The sequence below is a fragment of the Streptomyces sp. NPDC021080 genome, from assembly GCF_044333225.1.
GTDB lineage: Bacteria > Actinomycetota > Actinomycetes > Streptomycetales > Streptomycetaceae > Streptomyces.
In genome coordinates, this window is the sequence record NZ_JBIRQM010000028.1 from 1 (window position 1) to 16699 (window position 16699).

The following is a 16699-nucleotide window of genomic DNA, read 5'->3' on the forward strand; positions in this document are numbered from 1 at the left end:
CCCGAGAGGGAGGGACAGCCGGTGCCGGATCGTGTCCACCCCAGCCTCCAACTGCCGGATGTGCGCCAGTTGGCCGCGCCGGGCCAGCGCCCACAGGTCATGGGTGGCCTTCGTCAGCGACCCCGCCCACCGCGACGACGACAGCCCCGTCAGCTCCCGCTTCCGCACTGCCCACGACTCACTGCCGTGCTCCAGGCCGACCGCGCACCGTGCCTTCAGATCCCGCGCGGCGAGTGAGCCCAGATGGTCGCCGACCAGCCGCAGCACCCTCTCGTCCTGGGCAGTCAGGCCCTTGAGCCGGTCCCGGACCGCCACCCCCGACGGACCGGGCACCACGAACGACGCCGCCACCGCCCGCAGATCCCCCACACCGCCACCCCCAGCCCCATCCGGCCCGAACAGCCCGTCACCCCACCCAACGACCACCACCCATAAAGGTCACGCATTCGAGACAGGAACCCCCGTTCCCTCCCAGACCTCGTACGAGCGGAAACCGTCAACACTCACTCACGCACGCCAGAACACACTTACGCACAGTCAACAGGCAACAGTTGCCAACCCCCGGCCTTGGCCGGCCGCAGCCAGCGCGATCCGGAAGTTGCAGCTGCGGTTGCCGCTGTCCCACTCGTTGAGCACCGCCTCGCCCACGCAGGCGCCGGTCGCCCGCTCGACGACGGCCAGGTCCAGCCGGTCCGCTTGCTCGTGACGGGTGCCGTACCACACGCGCATCCGTTGCTCAGCGGTCTCGTCCCAAGGCTCACGGCCTGCCGGTCCTTGGCTGCTGCCGGTCAGACGGCCCACCTCCGGATCCTGGAGCAACGAGCGAAGCACGGGAGCGTCCTGGTCCATGAGGAACGGGCGCAGGAACACCCTCTCCCCGACGAGCGTGGGTTTGACGGAGAAGTCGGTCGGCAAGTGATCACTCACGAGGCGATTTTCAACGGAACTGGGCGTATCGGCAATCGAGTTCCTCGGGCCACGTCACATTGATCGAAGGAACGTCGTGGTCAGCCGCATCGAGCGGTATCGGCAACAAGACCAGCGACAGCGCCCGGGGTCGGCAAGGCGCAGATCTCCGTTGCTTTCGCGGCCCGCTGGACAGCCTGACCGACGGGTGAGGCGAACGAGTCACTGTGCTTCGCCGAGCGGGCGGCAGGGCATGGTCTCCTCCAGCACATCGCCCTTCCCGTCCGTCCGTACATGGTGCAGACGGGCCATGGGGGTGCGGGTCACCGCATCCGTCAGCAGGCCGTCGGTGAACAGGGCGCCGATGCCGTCGTCGAGGGCCCAGCCGGCGGCGAGCGAGCCGGCTGCGACAGCTTCGTGGTATGAGGAACGGCGGCCGGGCTCGCTGTCGTAGTGCGGGCAGACCGAGCCGGGCAGCAGGCCCAGCCCGTCCGGGAGGAACGTCAGCGGTCCGAACGAATCGGTATGGGAGCCTTCCGCCCAGCAATTGGCGCCTGCGCTGATGCCGCACAGGAGGGTTCCGCGGTCGTAGGCCTCGCGAAGCAGGCGGTCGACGCCGTGTGTGCGCCAGACCGCCAGCAGGTTCGCGGTGTTGCCGCCGCCCACGTACACGATGTCCTGGGAGAGCAGGACTGCTCGTAGGGCGTCGTCGTCGAGTTCCCTGCGGAACAGGGACAGGACAGCCGGCTCGCACTCGCGGGGCCGGAACGCGGTGTGGAACTGCTCGACGTAAGCCGGGGCATCACCACTTGCTGTGGGAAGGAAGCACACCTTGGGCCGCGGAACGTCTGCGAGGGAGAGCATCCAGTCGTCGAGCAGGCCGTCGTCGTCGGTGGAGAAACCTCCGCCGAGGAGAACGAGTCGACGGGCGGGAGCGGCAGCCATGGACGGGCCTCCTTGACGCGCGGACAGCGGCATCTCGAACGATGGCCGGTCACCGACCGCGTCCGCAATGCATATAGAACGCCTGGTAGTAGAGGCACTCATGCCGCACTGCCGTAGGTGGCAGCCGACATGATCGAGAGCGTTTCAGGCAACGCAGAGGAACCTGTCCGCCCGGCTCGGCCGCATGCTGCCCGCTACGAACGCCGCGCCGACCTCCACCAAGGCCTCCTGGAACTCGCCTGCAGCATCATCTGCCTCAGGCGACTCCGCACATCATTCTGAAACGATCAGGAATCACCCCTGACCGGCAGACGCGGTACCTTCACGCCGAGCCCGGTCTTCCCCTCGCCGTCAGCACCGAACAGCACTGCCCCGACCACACCCACCCCCCTGCCCCCGGGTGCCACCGTGCTCTTGTTCACCGACGGCCTCATCGAACAACCCCGCTCACGCCGTCGACGACGGCCTGGCCGCTCTCGCCACCGCCCACGCGCACCTGCCCCTGCAGGACTTCGTGGAGGTCCTGGCCGACCACCACCCCAGCGGCGGCCACGACGGCATGGCCATCCTTGCCCCGGGCACCTGACGGGCAAGCACCTGTGCCTGGCCCCTTGCTCCAGGCCGGCCCGTCAGCAAGAAGACAGAACAGAAGGCATTACGCCGGGCTCGTCGGTACGGGTGCCACAGGGGGTCAGCCGTCTCTGCGGTCCAGGACACGACGGGCCGCTTCCGCCTCTGCCGCAGGCGGCGACAGCTCGTCGAGCGTGTCGAGTTCGGCGTCTTCCTCCAGCTCGTTTTCCCAGGCCGCAGCGAGGCGCTCCTGCTCATCGCGCGGTTCGGCGTCGACAGTCTGCCGATCCTCCGGGGTCAGAGCCGCCAGAAATCTAGCCACCGAGTCCATCGGCATGCCGTACTCCTCTTCGCTGGACAGCGTGTGGATTCCCGCCCAGCATGGTCAATCGGCTTTCGGACGGTCGCCTGACACGGCTTCAGTACACTCGGATGGCCGCTGCCCGGCCGGGCAGCCCCGACGAACGCCCGCCAGACCGCCACGGGCCGAACCGCAGACGGCCTGTCCGGCAGACCGCCAGGGTCCGGTGATGGCAGCGCGGGCGCCGCTGCGCCCGCGCCTGTGGCGGGAACGGGAATTCGGTGCTCATGGCCATCCGCCCATCCGCACAGGCTGAGGAACGACAGCGCCGCCGCCGGCCTGCACGGCGTCCACCACCGCCTGGTGCAGCCGCCTGCTGTCCTGCTCGGACTGGCACGGCGCCGGGCTCCCGGTGAGGGTGAACCACTTCGTGGTGTCGGTATACCGCGCCTCGACATCGGCCTGTCCACCGTCCCAGGTGGTGCGTACGGTCAGTTCGCCGGTCACGATCCCGGCCTCGTCCGTACGGGCACCTCCTCGCCCGGTGAACACACTCTTCGTCGTCCACGTCGCTTTGGCCATGATGTCTTTCCTCCTCCTGGTCGTGAGGGGCTCTTGGCGTCCTTGCGGCGGAAACCGTCGCGGCATCAGCCGAAGAACCGCGATACCCGGATCGTCTCGACACCTCTGCGCCGGGCTCCTGGCAGCCCCAGCCGTGCTCCTGTGGCGCCCGTACGGCTCGACCGTGCGGTAGGGCCCTGCGTCGGCGACGTGTCCGCGTCGCGTGCTGCACGGCGTGCCGGCAGCCTGGCGCCACAGGCACCCCGGTCGGAGCGCAGGGGCTGCTCCCCGTTCCGCAACCACGAGTCACGGGGTTCCGGATCTCCTCCCGGTGAAGCGCAGTACGTCACCCGCCTGTGCTCTGCATCCTCGTCACTCCCACTCTTCCCGGAGGTCGACACCTTCACCCGCGTCCCGTATGTCGGGTTTCCTTCTTTCGGGGATCGCCCATGGGTCGGCTCGCGAGATGGGCCGATCGGGCATTCCTGGGGGTCATGCGGCCCGGCAGTCAGGGAAGGGGCGATCCGCGGGGATTCGGCATGCCCGCTACGGCGCAGATACAGCCCCGGCCATGATCCTCCATCCACCCATCCATGTAGCCCAAAGTGATACCAAAAATGCATTGAGTTACATCGGGGTTGTATTGATTCGCGCTCCGGGCAGCGGCGTACGGAAGGCATGGGAAGGCGGAGCATGTGATCCCCCTCTGACCCCGCCGCGGGAGCTACGTAACGGCGGCGGGTCGTCCGCGGAGCGCCGAGGCTCTGCCGAACGCGGATCCGCGCATTGATCGGATCAGGTACGCGATCGGGCAACCCTTGGTCCAGACGGCGGTGAGAACGTTCTTTACCTCCACGACGCCGGCGGTGTTCTTCGCCTCCGCGGTCGCCCGGCGGGCAGCAAGCCTCGATCCCGGCCTCGACCTCCGCCCTGATTGCGGCGTCGTCTCTGATGAGAGCCTGCAACAGCGCGTTGCGGCGTACGACACCGACCGGGCGGCTCTCACGGTCGGTGACCGGGATCCGCTTCAGTCGGGACGGCGCGGCGAGCACGCACGGCTTCGGTCTCGGGAACTGCCTCGCTCCGGCGGAGGCTCTCGATTTGCTGCCGCCGAGGCTCGTGGTGCACGCCGTGGAGGTGACCGACGTCGAGTTCGGCACACCTCTGAGCGAAGCGGTGCGGTCGGCCCTCCCCGTATTGACCGACCGCGTCACCGCCTCCGTGCGACAGGCCTACGACGGAACCCCGGGCGCCGGGAGGCGGCAGGAGCGTTGAAGATCGGCCGTGGTGCCGGGCCGGGGCGCGCGGTCGAGCCCGCCTGTCCGACGTCCCTGGGCACCGGCCTGCCCGTCAGCTGCGCCGTGGGCCGGGAGCCCCGGTCGGTCCACCCAGGGCGGTCCGGTTCGTGCCGGTCGGCAGTACCCCTCCGGGAGCCGACCTCCTGCGCCGGGCGAGGGATTCCTCGGCGGCCTCGCGCGGGTGGCGCCGTTGCCAGTACGGGTTGTCGTGCGGCAGTTTGCTCGACACGCGTCCGTACATGCCGAACGTCAGGATCACCAGCCCCATGACGAAGCTGAAGATGACGTTGGTCATCCCGAAGCCGAGGACGTTGGCGGGCCGGTCGAGGATGAAGATGTGGACGAACCCGCTGAGCACGAACAGGGTTCCCACCACCATGTTGAGCGTGGAGGCGACGTTCCCGCCGATGACACCCCCGATGATCAGGGCCAGGCCGACCATCACAGAGATCAGGCTGAGGGTGCCGTTGGTCGACATGCCCGCGATGCTCCGCCCGTCGGTGGTGAACGGGCTGAGCTCGTCGGCGAAGCCGAGGGCGCCGAAGACGAGCAGGACCACCCCGCAGAAGGCGGCTCCCCAGCGGTACACGGCGGCCAGGTGGTGGTCGATGGGGAGTTCGTCCTGGAGGTTCATCGCTCGTCCCTTCGCGTGCCGGGGAGGCCCACGACCGGGGGGCCCTTTTGCTCATGTTTCGCAGCTTTATTCCGCCGAAAGCCGCCGGGCGGTTGCACCTCTTTCCCGAGTGGCGGGATCGGCCCGTCGAACCCCTCCGGCCGGCGCCGAAGGGGTTGTCCACGCGTCGGCCGGGGAGGCGTGAGCAGCGGCGGTCCCGGTCAGGCGGGGCAGCCGGAGTCGGCGATCACGTAGTAGCCGGTGGAGGTCTCCTCGAGGGTGTGGGTGGTGAAGGTGTTGTACAGGCCCATGTTCTGGTGGGAGCCGTTCGCGTAGGTGTAGCCGCCGCTCTGGTGGGCGCGGCCCGCGGTGACCTGGTCGTAGTTGTCGGCGGTGAAGCACTGTGGCTGGAATCCGGTGGTGGTCGCCGTCACGGCTGCGCTGGCGGCGCCGGCCCTCCCCGGTGAGTCGACGGCGGCGACGGTGTAGCTGTATCCGGTGCCGGAGGCCAGTCCGGTGTCGGTGTACGTGGTGGAGGTCGTCGAGCCCGTCTTCGTACCACCGCGGTAGACGGTGTACGAAGCTGCGCCGCCGACGGCGTTCCAGGACAGTGAGACGCTGGTGTCCGTGGTGCCGGTCACGCTCAGCCCGGTGGGCGCGGGCAGGGAACCGGTGCCGCCGCCGGAGGTGGCGTCCAGGCCCCAGAACTTCGCCGTGTAGTAGCTGGAGCAGATGTAGTCGAGGTAGTACGTGCCGGTCGTCCCGCACTGGCCGGAACCGGAACCGGGGTTCACGGCGAGACCGTGTGCCATGCCGGAGATGGTGAAGGTCTCGACGGCGGGATCGCCGTTGGCATCCTTGTAGATGTTCTGGGTGGTGCCGCCGGTGAGCGTGGTGGTCGACGACGGGGTCTGGCTGACGCCCCAGACGTTCGTCCACTGGTCGCGGGACTCGGTCGCGTTGGCGGGGTTGACGGTCGAGTCGCCGGAACCCTGCCAGACGGCCACCCGCGGCCAGGGTCCGTTCCAGCCGCCCGATGCGCTGCGGACCAGGTCCCCCCATTGCTTCGGGGTCTTGCCGACCGGGTTGTACTCGCAGGTGAGGCCGCTGCTGAGATCGGTGGCGCAGCCCGCCGGGATGCCGGAGTCGATGGAGCCGCCCGCGAAGACGTCGGGGTAGTCGGCGAGCATCACGGAGGTCATGGCGCCGCCGGCCGACAGTCCCGTCACGTACACGCGGCCGGGGTCGCTGCCGTACCGCGTCTTGGCGTAGTCGACCATCTGCTTGATGGACAGGGCTTCGCCCTGGCCCCGGGTGTAGTCCTCGGACTGGTACCAGTTGAAGCACGAGTTGGCGTTGTTGGCGCTGGAGGTCTGGGGGAGGACCAGCGCGAAGCCGTACAGGTCGGCGTACTTGGGCCAGCCGGAGTGGCTGTAGTAGTCGCTCGCGCTCTGGGTGCAGCCGTGCAGGGCTACGACCAGCGGGGCGCCGGAGGGCAGGTTGTCGGGGACGTACGTGTACATCGACAGGCTGCCGGGGTTGGAGCCGAAGCCGGTCACCTGGGTGAGCGAGGCGGCCGACGCGCTCTGCGGCGGGGTGATCAGGGCGAGCAGCAGGGCAGTCAGTGCGGCCCAGCGGCCTTTACGGGTGCGGTCACGAACCGACATGCGGTCCTCCCGTGGTCCGAGGAGTGGGGGGCCGTCGCTCCGGTGTCCCTCCGGAGCGGCGGTCCACTGCACCGTAGGACCGCGGCGGGCAGCCGAAAGTGGAAGCGGACTACACTTCTCGATCACCTCGGGTGTCGGTGGACTCCATTGTGCAGGGCATCAACGTCACGGCAGTTCACCGGAGTTGACCAGGTCTTTGGAAGCGGGCCTGGGTGCGGTTCCGCTCGCCGTCGGCGCGGCCCGGTGCTCGACCCGGTCGGTCGGAGCGTGGAAGGCCGAGGGCTGACGGGTCGGCATCGGCCGGAGCCGGTCCGGACAGGTGCGGTACAGGTCGTGGACGTGGGTGCCGCCCGTGAACCCGCGGTAGCGGTGCGAACGGTGAGACAGGCTGAACCGCCGCGTCGGCGTCGGCGTCCGGAACATGAACCACGACGACATCTCGAGGCCGGACGTGCTGTTCAAGGGCTTCGAGGTGCTGCTCACCACGGCCGTGTACGGCGCGTGCGGGATGGTGGTGCGACTGAGCCGCCGCCGCGACGCGGGCTCGTGTCCGGCCTGTGACCGGGTATCGACCGGTGTGCATCACCGCTACGACCGCTGTCTGCCGGATCTCCCAGTGGCCGGGCCGGAGCGGGTCGCTCGGCGATGAGCGTCTCTTGGCCGTGGGGCTGAGGGTAGAGGTGAGGGGCGAGTGTCGCCCCGTGTTCCTCCGTGACGAGGAGGTCGGGTCGTGTTCTTCAGGGATCGTAGAGATGCCGGCCGGCAGCTGGCCGCCAGGCTGGGGCATCTGAAGGGGAGCGACGTGGTGGTGCTGGGGCTGCCCCGTGGAGGGGTGCCCGTCGCCGCGGAGGTCGCGGGGGCGCTCTCCGCGCCGCTCGATGTCTGTCTGGTGCGCAAGCTGGGCGTGCCGTTCCAGCCTGAGCTGGGGATGGGGGCGATCGGTGAGGGCGGGGTGCGTGTGATCAACGATGACGTGGTGCGTACCGCGGGCATCGCCCCGGACCAGCTGGCTCGGGTCGAGGCCCGTGAGCGGGAAGTGCTGGAGCGCCGGGCCCGGCGTTACCGAGCAGGGCGGCAAGCGGTTGGCATCGAGGGTCGCACGGTGTTGCTGGTCGACGACGGGGTGGCCACGGGGTCCACGGCGCGTGCGGCCTGCCGGATCGCCCGTGCGCGCGAAGCGGCGCGCATCGTGCTCGCCGTCCCCGTGGCGCCGCACGACTGGAGCGCGCGGCTCGGCGAGGACGCGGACGACCTGGTCTGTCTGCACAATCCGTGGGGCTTTTCCGCGGTCGGCCAGTTCTACGAGGACTTCTCCCAGACCGGCGACGACGAGGTTGTCGCCTGTCTGGAGGAAGCCGTGGTCCGTCTGTCGAGCACCCGGCGGACCGAGCCGCGTCACGCCGGGCCGGAGGATCCGGAGGAGGATGTGCAGGCCGGGGCGACGGTGTTGCGCGGGAAGCTGACCTTGCCCGAGGGGGCGACGGGTGTGGTGCTGTTCGCGCACGGCAGTGGCAGCGGTCGGCACAGCCCGCGCAACCAGTTCGTCGCGCGCGGGCTGAACAGGGCCGGGCTCGGTACTCTCCTGTTCGACCTGCTCACCGAGGAGGAAGCCAGAGACAGAGCCAACGTGTTCGACACCGGTCTGCTGGCCCGGCGGCTGGCGGACGCCACCGACTGGGTGCGCGGTCGGCCGGAGACTCAGGAGCTGGCTGTCGGCTACTTCGGTGCGAGCACCGGCGCGGCCGCCGCGTTGTCGGCGGCAGCCGAACCCGGTGCGCGGATCGCAGCAGTCGTCTCCAGGGGCGGCAGGGCCGACCTGGCCGGCCCACGGTTGCCGGCTGTGAAGGCGCCCACCCTGCTGATCGTCGGGGGCCGTGACGAGTCGGTGCTCGACCTCAACCGCCAGGCACAGGCCCGGCTGCGCTGCGAGAGCCGGCTCGCGGTCGTTCCCGGCGCGACCCACCTCTTCGAGGAACCCGGTGCCCTGCAGAGGGTCACCGATCTGGCCCGTGATTGGTTCACCGACCACATGGCTCCGGTCCAGCACACGGCGCGGTAGATGCGAACGCATGCTCCGGTCACGGTGATCAGGCGCAGCGGCAATCCCTGGCGCACCACACATGTGCAGCCACATGGCGCCCCCGTCCTGCGGATCGTTCGCGCCTCGCTCGCGACGGCTTTACCGTGGGAGGTGTACGAGGGCGTGGTGACGCTGTTCCTCGGCGGGGACGTGATGCTCGGCCGCGGCGTCGATCAGATCCTCCCGCACCCCGGTGACCCGGTGCTGCGGGAGACGTACATCCGCGACGCCCGCGCCTACGTAGACCTGGCCGAGGCGGCGAACGGGCCGATTCCCCGGCCGGTCGGTTTCCGCTGGCCGTGGGGCGAGGCGCTCCCGGTCCTGGACGAGGCGGCGCCGGACGTGCGGGTGGTCAATCTTGAGACCTCCGTCACCGGCGACGGGGAGTTCGCGCCCGGCAAGGGCGTCCACTACCGGATGAACCCGGCCAACCTGCCGTGCCTGGCCGCAGCCCGGCCGGACGTGTGCGTACTCGCCAACAACCACGTGCTCGACTTCGGCCCACGCGGTCTCCGCGAGACGCTCGACGCCCTGGCGGAGTCGGGGCTGCGGACGGCGGGGGCAGGCTTGGACGAGGTGCGGGCGAGACAGCCGGCGATCGTACCCGTGGGTGCCGACGGGCGGGTGCTGGTCTTCTCCTTCGGAATGCCGTCCAGCGGGATCCCGAAGGACTGGGCCGCCACCGGGCAGCGGCTCGGTGTCGCCGTCGTCGCGGAGCCTTCGGCAGCCGCCGCCTCCGCGTTCGCCGACCGTCTCCGGCAGGTCAGGCGGCCGGGGGACATCGCGATCGTCTCGATCCACTGGGGTTCCAACTGGGGCTACGACGTCTCGCGCTCCGAGGTCCATTTCGCCCACGCGCTCGTCGACGCGGGCGTGGACGTCGTCCACGGACATTCCTCGCACCATCCGCGCCCGCTGGAGGTGTACCGGGACAGGCTCATCCTGTACGGCTGCGGTGACCTCGTCGACGACTACGAGGGGATCGCCGGCTACGAGAGCTACCGGGACGACCTGCGGGTGCTGTACCTGGTGTCGGTGGAAGCGGACACCGGCCGACTGATCGACGCGCGGATGGTGCCCCTGCGGGCGCGCAGGATGCGGCTGGAGCACGCCCCGTCGGAGGACACCGAGTGGCTGCGCGCCGTCCTGGACAGGCGGAGTCGAGCGTTCGGCACCGGCGTCGAAAGCCGGGCCGACGGCACGCTCACTCCACGGCCTCTGCATACCGGGCAGCACACATGACGTGGGCCTCGGACGGGGGCCGCTCAGCACGTGTGCGTCGAATGCGATGCGCCCGTGGCCTGTGTCGGGTCCAGGGAAGTCTCGAAGCACGGAAGCCGGGAGATCCGCCGACGGGGGCGGTTCGCCGGTGGTCGACCACCTTCGTGCCGGCCGATGAGGTGCCGGCGTGCGGAACGGCCCGGGGAAAACGGGCAGAAGGTCCCGCAGACATAGGACCATATCGTACTAAAAGGGGTGAATGGGGCGCATAACCTCGAAGTATGCCCATGACCATCCCCTCCACCATCGATGCATCTGCGGACCTTGCCGTCAAGAAATCCCGGCTGGTTCGCTCACCCGCTCGCTACCTGGTCTCCGCGATGCTCGCCGGCATCTACATCGGTGTCGGCGAGGTCCTGCTGCTCACCGTTGCGGGGCCGCTCGAGGCGGGGCACTCGGGGGCCGTCAAGCTGGTCGAGGGCATGGTGTTCCCCGTCGCTCTGACCATGGTGATGTTCGCCGGTGCGGACCTGTTCACCAGCCAGTGCATGACCATGACGTTCGGTGTGCTCAGCCGCCGTACCACCTGGATGGACACGGCGCGGGTATGGGCGATGTGCCTGTTCGGCAACCTCGTGGGGGCTGTGTTCTTCGCGCTGATCGTAGGCGCGGCCGGGACGGTCGAGAGCGGGCCCTCCTCCGCCCTGCTGGGCTCACTGCTCGCTGCGAAGGAAGCGGAGACGGGAGGACAGCTGTTCGCTCGGGCCGTGCTCTGCAACATGCTGGTCTGCCTGGCCGTGTGGATGTTCACCCGGGCATCCGGCGACGGGGCCAAGGCCTTCATGGTGTGGATTCCGGTGTTCGCCTTCGTCTCCAGCGGCTTCGAGCACAGCATCGCCAACATGGCGCTGTTCTCGCTCGGCATCGTCAGCGGTCAGGCAAGTGTCGGCGACCTCGCCCACAACCTCGCCTTCACCGTCCCAGGCAACATCGTGGGTGGAGCGGTGCTGGTGGCCGGGGCGTACTGGTTCTCGAACCGCGGAGCCACCAAGGCCGTCGACGCCCCCGCCGAGCCGTCTCTCCCCGCTACGGACACCGCCCCCCGGACCCTCACGACGGTCTGACCAAAGGTCCCTCGACGGCGCCGACGACATCACTGTCGTCGGCGCCGTTCAGGTCGTCGGGGTGGTGAACGTCCATCGAGGAGCCGCACATGATCGTCACCAGCGTCGGCGCAGGGACCATGACCCGTGGCATCGCTACCCGGGCCGTAGCAGGGGGACACTCCGTCCGCCCGCACGATCGCAGCCAGGCCAAGGCCGAGGAACTGGCCGCCGCATCCCGCTACTGCACTCGGCGTCCCAGGAACGCTTCGGCCCGAACCGGTCCAGCGCCATCGCGATCCTGCCGTGACAGCTGACGCGTTCGCCCAGAGGCTCCGCTGATGTCGTTTCAGACAGTGGCGTCGGGGCGGCCGAGGACGGTGGTCAGCACCTCACCGGGCGCGGAGCCCGCTTGCGCCACCGGTGAACCGTCCGGGGACCACACCCCGGAGCCGCCGGATGTCTCCTGGTACTCCCCGCTCGGTCCCGCCGCAGTCGACAGTACGACCCACACGCCGTGCGCCCGCGCCCGCTCCCGCATGTGCGCGTCCCGGCGGGCGGACTGCTCGGGTCCCTCGCCGTAGAGGGTGCCGGCGACGTACGCGTCGATGCCCAGTGCCGCGGTCCGCGTGGCGTGCTCCGGCACCGCGGCGTCCCGGCACACGGCGAGCCCCAGTCGCCAGCCGTCCACCTCGAACGCCACGGGCTTCTCGCCCGGGGTGAAGCGGAGCCCTTCGGGGCCGTGCAGATGCATCTTGGCGTACACCGCCTCGGCGCCCTCGCCCGTGACGGCCAGCGTCGCGATGTACTCGCGTCCCTCCGCGTCCCGCCAGGGGGCGCCGGCCAGCGCGGTCGACCCCGTGCTGCGGCAGGCGTCGATCAGAGGGGCGAGGCGGGGATCGTCCACCGCCACGGCCGGCGCGGCGAGGTCGTATCCAGTGAGCGACAACTCGGGGAAGACGACCAGACGGGCCCCCGCGTCCCGCACCGCCTCGGCGTGCAGCACGGCGTTGGCGGCGACGTCCGAGCCGGCGCAGCGGGGCTGGGCGACGGCGACGGTCAGCGGTTCGGGCACAGGGCACTCCGGTCCGGTGGGGGAACACCGGTAACCCTAGTCTCGTGCCGTGAACCTCCGGACAGAGGCCAGGCTGCGCCCTTTTTTCGGCGGCGCGCTGCTCGCCCCCGAAGTCGGCATGTCAGCGCGGAAGTCGGCTGACGTCGCCGGGTGCCTTGAGCACGGCTGCGCCCGGTCGAGGCACGGCGAAGAGGCGGATCCGACCAAGACGGTGCCCATGTCCCGGTGGCGTCGGGACGGCAAGTCGTCGCTGCCGTACGCCCGCGTCGCACGTCAGGCCATGCGCATCGACGGCACCCGCTTCACCGTCGTTCCCAAGGTGAGCAGCGCGAAGCCCAGTGCGAAGCCGAGCATCGTCCAGACACCGCGGGGCCAGAAGATATGGCTGTCGACGAAGGACCAGCCAGCGCCGAGGAGTACCACCGTGCCGGGCAGGATCCGGACGCCGTGCTTCGGGAACAGTGCGCCGGCCGTGGCGGCGATGGCACCGATGAGGGCGTACACGCCGACGTGTCCGAGGAGCTCTCCTGTGGCGTACAGCGGGCGCTTGACCGGTCCGAGGCTCACTGTCGCGCCGACGTTCTCCACCGCGGTCCCCGCCGCGATCCCCGCGACCGCGTCCAGACCCGTGTAGAAGGCGGCGTAGCCGAAGGAGCACACCCAGGCCACCACCGTGGCGAAGCCCGCGAGGCAGGGTCGGGGCCGGTGCCACAGAGGTATGAGGAGGCCCGCTGTGAGCAGGGGGAAGACGGGCAGGAGCGCGATGTGCAGCTGCGTCCAGTCCGCGGCCGTCGAGCGGGCCAGTCCGTGCGGATGCGCGAGGCCCGCCACGGCCAGCACCAGTGGGGCGACGGTGGCGAGGGCGATGTTTCGTAGGATCAACACGCCCGCGAGCGTAGGCGTGTTGACGCCTCCGGAGGCGGGTGCGTAAGGGTTCCGTAAGACATGGACCGCGGCGTGCGGTGCCACGTTGCTTGGTACGGGGACGGGTCTTACGAGAGTCTGACGCGGCCACAGATCCCGTGTCGCCCCACCACTCCCACCGTCCACTCTGGTGCGGTCCGCGCAGCCTCGAGCCGCACCGCGAAGACACATCACCAGGACGGGAAGCGCACATGCACAGCACCCCCGAGAACCATCGCCGTACGATCCGACCCGCCGCAGCACGTGGCGGTCATCGGGCGACGTCACGAACACGGCGCATCATGATCGGTGGCGGGGCTCTGGCCGCCGCAGCCGCGGCCACGGTGGCCGTGAGCGTGGCATCGGCCAGTCAGAACTCCGGGAGTACGCCCGAGGCCGACCACGCCGTCTTCGTCCAGGGCAACGAGTTGGGCGGCAACACCATCCATGTGTTCGCCCGCGGCGAGGACGGCACACTGAGTGCCGCGGGGACCTACGCCACCGGTGGCAAGGGCGGTGACCAGGTCGACGCCCCGACCGACTCGCTCGCCTCCCAGGGTTCGCTCGCTTACGACGGTGCCTCGGGGATGCTGCTGGCGGTCAACGCGGGCAGCGGGACGGTGACCTCCTTCCGGGTTGAGGGAAGCCGGCTCACGGACCGGCATGTCGTGAGTTCCGGGGGCAAGTTCCCCGCCTCCGTCGCGGTCCACGGACGGGTCGCGTACGTCATGAACGCAGGCGGACGGGGCAGCGTCCAGGGCTTCGAGATATCCGGTGAGGGGCTGCGGCCGCTGGCCGGGTCCCGCCGTTCCCTGGGCCTGGGCAACAAGGACATCCCCTTGTTCTCCAGTTCTCCCGGCCAGGTCGCGTTCACTCCGGACGGGCGCGACCTGGTCATCACCACCAAGTCCGCCAACACCGTCGAAGTCCTCCCCATGAAGCGGAACGGTCTGCCGGCCGTCACCGCACCCGTCGTCAACAAGTCGGCCGGAGCCGTCCCGTTCGCGATCACCTTCGACGCGACCGGGAAGCGGATACTCGTCGCCGAGGCCGCGAAGTCCACGGTCACCACCTACAAGGTGCGGCACGACGGCACCCTGCGGGTCCTCCAGGAGCCCTTGCCCAACGGCCAGGAGACCCTGTGCTGGCTCGAGCGCGCGGGCAACCACTTCTACGGCGGCAACACCGGCAACTCCACCGTCACCGGGTACCGCATGGACAGGCGCGGCCGGCTCTCGCTGACCAACGACGTGGGCATCGCCACGCCGCCCTCGGCCAAGTCGAAGGGCGTGATCGACCTCGCCGTGACCGAGGACGAGCGGTTCGTCTATGTCCAGAACGCTGTCTCCGGGACGGTCGACGGTTTCCGCGTCAGGGCCGATGGCTCACTCGCCAAGATCACGACAGCCAGTACTGGCCTGTCGCCCTTCGGTGAGTCCGGCATGGAGGGCATCGTCGCCGTCTGACGGGTCTCGCTTCGGAGCGGCCGGACGGCGCGACCACCACCGGCGCCGAAGCAACCTGGACGGGGTGCTTCCTTTGGACTGGCGTGTTCTCACCTGCACCGATGGTCCACAGACGTTCGTGGACGTCTGCTGGTGTTCGTCGGCGTCGTCGCGCTGTGGATACTCAGCCCCTTCCGCAGGTGCTGGTACGAGACGACCGGCCAGCGCCCCGCCGCCCGCCTCGAACGCTTTGGCGCAGCCGGTAGGAGCTGATTTCCGCAGGTCACGGCTCGCTCGTAGGGGGCGGGTGCGGACGCTGCGGACACTGAGACGGCCGGATGACAAGAGACCACCCGGGCACTGGGTGGTCTCTTCGCTCTCAAACCGCACGACTGCTTCCTACCGGCTCTCGGTCCGCCGCCGGTACCGATCGTCGACGACCAACCACAGTGACATGACCACCAGCCACATGGACAGTCCCACGAGTGTGTCGCCCCACGACTCACCCTTGCCGAAATGCCAAATCAGCGCGACAACGACCCCACCGATGAGCAGCCGTACCAAACGCTCAGTCATGCCGATCACGCTAGTAGGGCTTGGCCATCTTCATCCGTGAGTGGAGTGTCTGCTGGTGTGTGGGCGTCGTTGGCGTGGTGTGACGCCTGGGGAGATGGCTGAGGTCCGGGAGGACCTGGAGGCGTTCGCGGCGGGATTGTTCGACGGGTTCTTCCGCGCGGATCAGCGCCGTTGGGGACAGGCGTATGTGCGGGGACTGCTGCTGGAGGGGCGGCGTAAATCGGTGGAGCCGATGGCGGCCCGTCTGGGTGAGGACGGCAACTGGCAGGCGCTGGCGCATTTCGTCACCTCCAGTCCGTGGGATCCGGCGCATGTGCGGGCCCGGTCGGCCTGGAGGATGCACGAGGTGATCGGGGCGGAAGCGCTGATCGTGGACGACACCGGCTTCCTGAAGGACGGGGATGCCTCGGCGTGTGTGTCGCGGCAGTACACCGGCGCTGCGGGCAAGGTCACCAACTGCCAGGTCGGGGTGTCGCTGCACCTGGCCCGTGAACATGCCTCGGCCGCGGTGAACTGGCGGCTGTTTTTGCCCGCGTCCTGGGATCCCGCCTCGCCGGAGGCGGATGCGGACAAGGTCGCCCGCCACCCCGACGTCCTCGCCGCCCAGCGGCGCGAGCGCCCCCGCGTCCGCAGCGAGAAGGGCGTCCGCTGGGGTGGACGCTCCCTCTGGGGCGCGGACTGAGCCCGTCAGCCAGGAAGTCATAAGCAGCCTCGATCGCCCCTGGGCTCGCCATCGGGGCGGCCGCGGTGCCCGGCGGCCCAGCGCCCGTCCACGTCGGCGGCGACCGACCGGCACGTCGTGCAGGCTGTCTGCCTGAGCGGGGACCACAAGTATCCGTAGCCGGACAGCTCCTCCCGCTCGATTGTCCAGGGATTCGGCGTTCAACCATGCTGGTCGCCCGCACCGTTTTCTCAGCCGCCTTGCTGCTGACTCATCCACTCCGCGATGGCTTGCTCAAGTTCGGCGAGCTGTTCGGTCGGGCTGAATTGCAGGAGTTCGGTGCCGGCATCGACGTAGGGCCGGTGACCAGGCGGGGTGTAGAACGCATCACCGGTCTCGTACACCTCCTCGTGGTCGTCGAAGACGAAGCGCACGTGTCCGGCAAAGACGTAGCCCCAGTGAGGGCAGGGGCACTGACTCCCGGGCAGGGCTTTGAGCGGGCCATCGAGGTCGGCGTCCGCGGTGAAAGATACGAACTCGACCGTGTAACCGTCCATGTCCTCGCGCCGGTCGGTCACCGGACCGAACTCCTGTACCCGGGATGCGGTGAGTTTGGAGATCTTGGGCATAGTTGAGACGAGACCATAGATCGCGCGCCCCGACCCGTTGGAAGGCCCTTCAGGGTGAACCGAGCTCAGAGCAGGCGAGATCAGCCCCCCAGCGCCGGGGCGGCGGGCAGGGAGACCAGGGCGAGCGCGGCGAAGGCGTAGGCGC

General features: G+C 69.5%; 19 protein-coding genes and 3 pseudogenes. 9 read left to right on the top strand and 13 right to left on the bottom strand.

Going from position 1 to position 16699, the window contains the following annotated elements; all coding sequences use genetic code 11:
- The 3 genes and pseudogenes from ACH4S8_RS41390 to ACH4S8_RS41400 all read right to left on the bottom strand — a co-directional run.
- A pseudogene (locus ACH4S8_RS41390) lies at positions 1–369 on the bottom strand (IS200/IS605 family accessory protein TnpB-related protein); the annotation flags it as partial.
- Positions 370–537: 168 nt separating this feature from the next.
- A complete protein-coding gene (locus ACH4S8_RS41395; RefSeq protein WP_398403832.1) occupies positions 538–927 on the bottom strand; it encodes a GNAT family N-acetyltransferase in 390 nt (129 codons plus the stop codon).
- 201 nt (positions 928–1128) lie between these two features.
- Complete coding sequence (locus tag ACH4S8_RS41400) at positions 1129–1851, bottom strand: Type 1 glutamine amidotransferase-like domain-containing protein (protein WP_398403834.1); 723 nt, start codon at positions 1849–1851, stop codon at positions 1129–1131.
- A 192-nt stretch (positions 1852–2043) separates the two neighbouring features.
- Between ACH4S8_RS41400 and ACH4S8_RS41405 the strand changes: the two are divergent.
- Both ACH4S8_RS41405 and ACH4S8_RS41410 read left to right on the top strand, forming a co-directional pair.
- A pseudogene (locus ACH4S8_RS41405) lies at positions 2044–2133 on the top strand (IS5/IS1182 family transposase); the annotation flags it as partial.
- Positions 2134–2251: 118 nt separating this feature from the next.
- Positions 2252–2437: a hypothetical protein gene (locus ACH4S8_RS41410; RefSeq protein WP_398403836.1), complete on the top strand. Its 186-nt coding sequence runs from the start codon at positions 2252–2254 to the stop codon at positions 2435–2437.
- A 105-nt stretch (positions 2438–2542) separates the two neighbouring features.
- Here ACH4S8_RS41410 and ACH4S8_RS41415 read toward each other — a convergent pair whose 3' ends face one another.
- Both ACH4S8_RS41415 and ACH4S8_RS41420 read right to left on the bottom strand, forming a co-directional pair.
- A complete protein-coding gene (locus tag ACH4S8_RS41415) occupies positions 2543–2758 on the bottom strand; it encodes a hypothetical protein (protein WP_398403838.1) in 216 nt (71 codons plus the stop codon).
- Positions 2759–3007: 249 nt separating this feature from the next.
- The gene (locus ACH4S8_RS41420; protein ID WP_398403840.1) at positions 3008–3304 is read right to left on the bottom strand and encodes a hypothetical protein; all 297 of its coding nucleotides are present in this window, start codon (positions 3302–3304) and stop codon (positions 3008–3010) included.
- A 990-nt stretch (positions 3305–4294) separates the two neighbouring features.
- On the opposite strand from ACH4S8_RS41420, the gene ACH4S8_RS41425 reads away from it, so the two are divergent.
- Positions 4295–4558: a hypothetical protein gene (locus ACH4S8_RS41425; protein ID WP_398403842.1), complete on the top strand. Its 264-nt coding sequence runs from the start codon at positions 4295–4297 to the stop codon at positions 4556–4558.
- Between the two features lie 75 nt (positions 4559–4633).
- Here the strand turns inward: ACH4S8_RS41425 and ACH4S8_RS41430 are convergent, their stop codons facing one another.
- The 3 genes from ACH4S8_RS41430 to ACH4S8_RS41440 form a co-directional block, all read right to left on the bottom strand.
- Positions 4634–5215, bottom strand: coding sequence for a DUF4383 domain-containing protein (locus ACH4S8_RS41430; protein WP_398403844.1), 582 nt, complete (start codon positions 5213–5215; stop codon positions 4634–4636).
- Between the two features lie 200 nt (positions 5216–5415).
- Complete coding sequence (locus ACH4S8_RS41435) at positions 5416–6861, bottom strand: PHB depolymerase family esterase (RefSeq protein WP_398403846.1); 1446 nt, start codon at positions 6859–6861, stop codon at positions 5416–5418.
- Positions 6862–7026: 165 nt separating this feature from the next.
- Complete coding sequence (locus ACH4S8_RS41440) at positions 7027–7344, bottom strand: hypothetical protein (RefSeq protein WP_398403848.1); 318 nt, start codon at positions 7342–7344, stop codon at positions 7027–7029.
- Between the two features lie 247 nt (positions 7345–7591).
- Here ACH4S8_RS41440 and ACH4S8_RS41445 point away from each other — a divergent pair, with 247 nt between their 5' ends.
- The 3 genes from ACH4S8_RS41445 (at position 7592) to ACH4S8_RS41455 (ending at position 11286) form a co-directional block, all read left to right on the top strand.
- A complete protein-coding gene (locus ACH4S8_RS41445) occupies positions 7592–8920 on the top strand; it encodes a phosphoribosyltransferase family protein (RefSeq protein WP_398403850.1) in 1329 nt (442 codons plus the stop codon).
- Between the two features lie 132 nt (positions 8921–9052).
- Entirely contained in the window at positions 9053–10183 is a 1131-nt protein-coding gene (locus ACH4S8_RS41450) for a CapA family protein (protein ID WP_398403958.1), read from the top strand.
- A 260-nt stretch (positions 10184–10443) separates the two neighbouring features.
- Positions 10444–11286 (top strand): formate/nitrite transporter family protein, encoded by an 843-nt coding sequence (locus tag ACH4S8_RS41455; protein ID WP_398403852.1) that lies wholly within the window; start codon positions 10444–10446, stop codon positions 11284–11286.
- On the opposite strand, the gene ACH4S8_RS41460 is transcribed toward ACH4S8_RS41455, so the two are convergent.
- Positions 11273–11407: a hypothetical protein gene (locus ACH4S8_RS41460; RefSeq protein ID WP_398403975.1), complete on the bottom strand. Its 135-nt coding sequence runs from the start codon at positions 11405–11407 to the stop codon at positions 11273–11275. The genes ACH4S8_RS41455 and ACH4S8_RS41460 overlap by 14 nt on opposite strands.
- Here ACH4S8_RS41460 and ACH4S8_RS41465 point away from each other — a divergent pair.
- Positions 11406–11582, top strand: a complete 177-nt coding sequence (locus ACH4S8_RS41465; RefSeq protein WP_398403960.1) for a hypothetical protein — start codon at positions 11406–11408, stop codon at positions 11580–11582. The genes ACH4S8_RS41460 and ACH4S8_RS41465 overlap by 2 nt on opposite strands.
- 32 nt (positions 11583–11614) lie before the next feature.
- On the opposite strand, the gene ACH4S8_RS41470 is transcribed toward ACH4S8_RS41465, so the two are convergent.
- Together ACH4S8_RS41470 and ACH4S8_RS41475 are read right to left on the bottom strand one after the other, a co-directional pair.
- Positions 11615–12340: a carbon-nitrogen hydrolase family protein gene (locus ACH4S8_RS41470; RefSeq protein ID WP_398403854.1), complete on the bottom strand. Its 726-nt coding sequence runs from the start codon at positions 12338–12340 to the stop codon at positions 11615–11617.
- Between the two features lie 273 nt (positions 12341–12613).
- On the bottom strand, positions 12614–13225 hold the full coding sequence (locus ACH4S8_RS41475; protein WP_398403856.1) for a hypothetical protein: 612 nt from the start codon (positions 13223–13225) through the stop codon (positions 12614–12616).
- A gap of 374 nt (positions 13226–13599) precedes the next feature.
- Between ACH4S8_RS41475 and ACH4S8_RS41480 the strand changes: the two genes are divergently transcribed.
- Positions 13600–14709: a lactonase family protein gene (locus tag ACH4S8_RS41480; RefSeq protein WP_398403858.1), complete on the top strand. Its 1110-nt coding sequence runs from the start codon at positions 13600–13602 to the stop codon at positions 14707–14709.
- A gap of 378 nt (positions 14710–15087) precedes the next feature.
- Here ACH4S8_RS41480 and ACH4S8_RS41485 read toward each other — a convergent pair whose 3' ends face one another.
- Complete coding sequence (locus ACH4S8_RS41485; protein WP_398403860.1) at positions 15088–15264, bottom strand: hypothetical protein; 177 nt, start codon at positions 15262–15264, stop codon at positions 15088–15090.
- A gap of 94 nt (positions 15265–15358) precedes the next feature.
- Between ACH4S8_RS41485 and ACH4S8_RS41490 the strand changes: the two are divergent.
- Positions 15359–15847: pseudogene (locus ACH4S8_RS41490) on the top strand (transposase); the annotation flags it as partial.
- Between the two features lie 329 nt (positions 15848–16176).
- Here ACH4S8_RS41490 and ACH4S8_RS41495 read toward each other — a convergent pair.
- Positions 16177–16554 carry a hypothetical protein gene (locus tag ACH4S8_RS41495; protein ID WP_398403862.1) on the bottom strand — a complete coding sequence of 126 codons (378 nt, stop codon included), beginning with the start codon at positions 16552–16554 and terminating at the stop codon, positions 16177–16179.
- Between the last annotated feature and the right edge of the window lie 145 nt (positions 16555–16699).

Bases quoted from the DNA above. Each gene is read 5' to 3' on its own strand.
- ACH4S8_RS41420 (WP_398403840.1), bottom strand. From the start codon at position 3,304: ATGGCCAAAGCGACGTGGACGACGAAGAGTGTGTTCACCGGGCGAGGA.
- ACH4S8_RS41495 (WP_398403862.1), bottom strand. From the start codon at position 16,554: ATGCCCAAGATCTCCAAACTCACCGCATCCCGGGTACAGGAGTTCGGT.
- ACH4S8_RS41430 (WP_398403844.1), bottom strand. From the start codon at position 5,215: ATGAACCTCCAGGACGAACTCCCCATCGACCACCACCTGGCCGCCGTG.
- ACH4S8_RS41485 (WP_398403860.1), bottom strand. From the start codon at position 15,264: ATGACTGAGCGTTTGGTACGGCTGCTCATCGGTGGGGTCGTTGTCGCG.
- ACH4S8_RS41460 (WP_398403975.1), bottom strand. From the start codon at position 11,407: ATGGTCCCTGCGCCGACGCTGGTGACGATCATGTGCGGCTCCTCGATG.
- ACH4S8_RS41435 (WP_398403846.1), bottom strand. From the start codon at position 6,861: ATGTCGGTTCGTGACCGCACCCGTAAAGGCCGCTGGGCCGCACTGACT.
- ACH4S8_RS41455 (WP_398403852.1), top strand. From the start codon at position 10,444: ATGCCCATGACCATCCCCTCCACCATCGATGCATCTGCGGACCTTGCC.
- ACH4S8_RS41415 (WP_398403838.1), bottom strand. From the start codon at position 2,758: ATGCCGATGGACTCGGTGGCTAGATTTCTGGCGGCTCTGACCCCGGAG.
- ACH4S8_RS41465 (WP_398403960.1), top strand. From the start codon at position 11,406: ATGACCCGTGGCATCGCTACCCGGGCCGTAGCAGGGGGACACTCCGTC.
- ACH4S8_RS41400 (WP_398403834.1), bottom strand. From the start codon at position 1,851: ATGGCTGCCGCTCCCGCCCGTCGACTCGTTCTCCTCGGCGGAGGTTTC.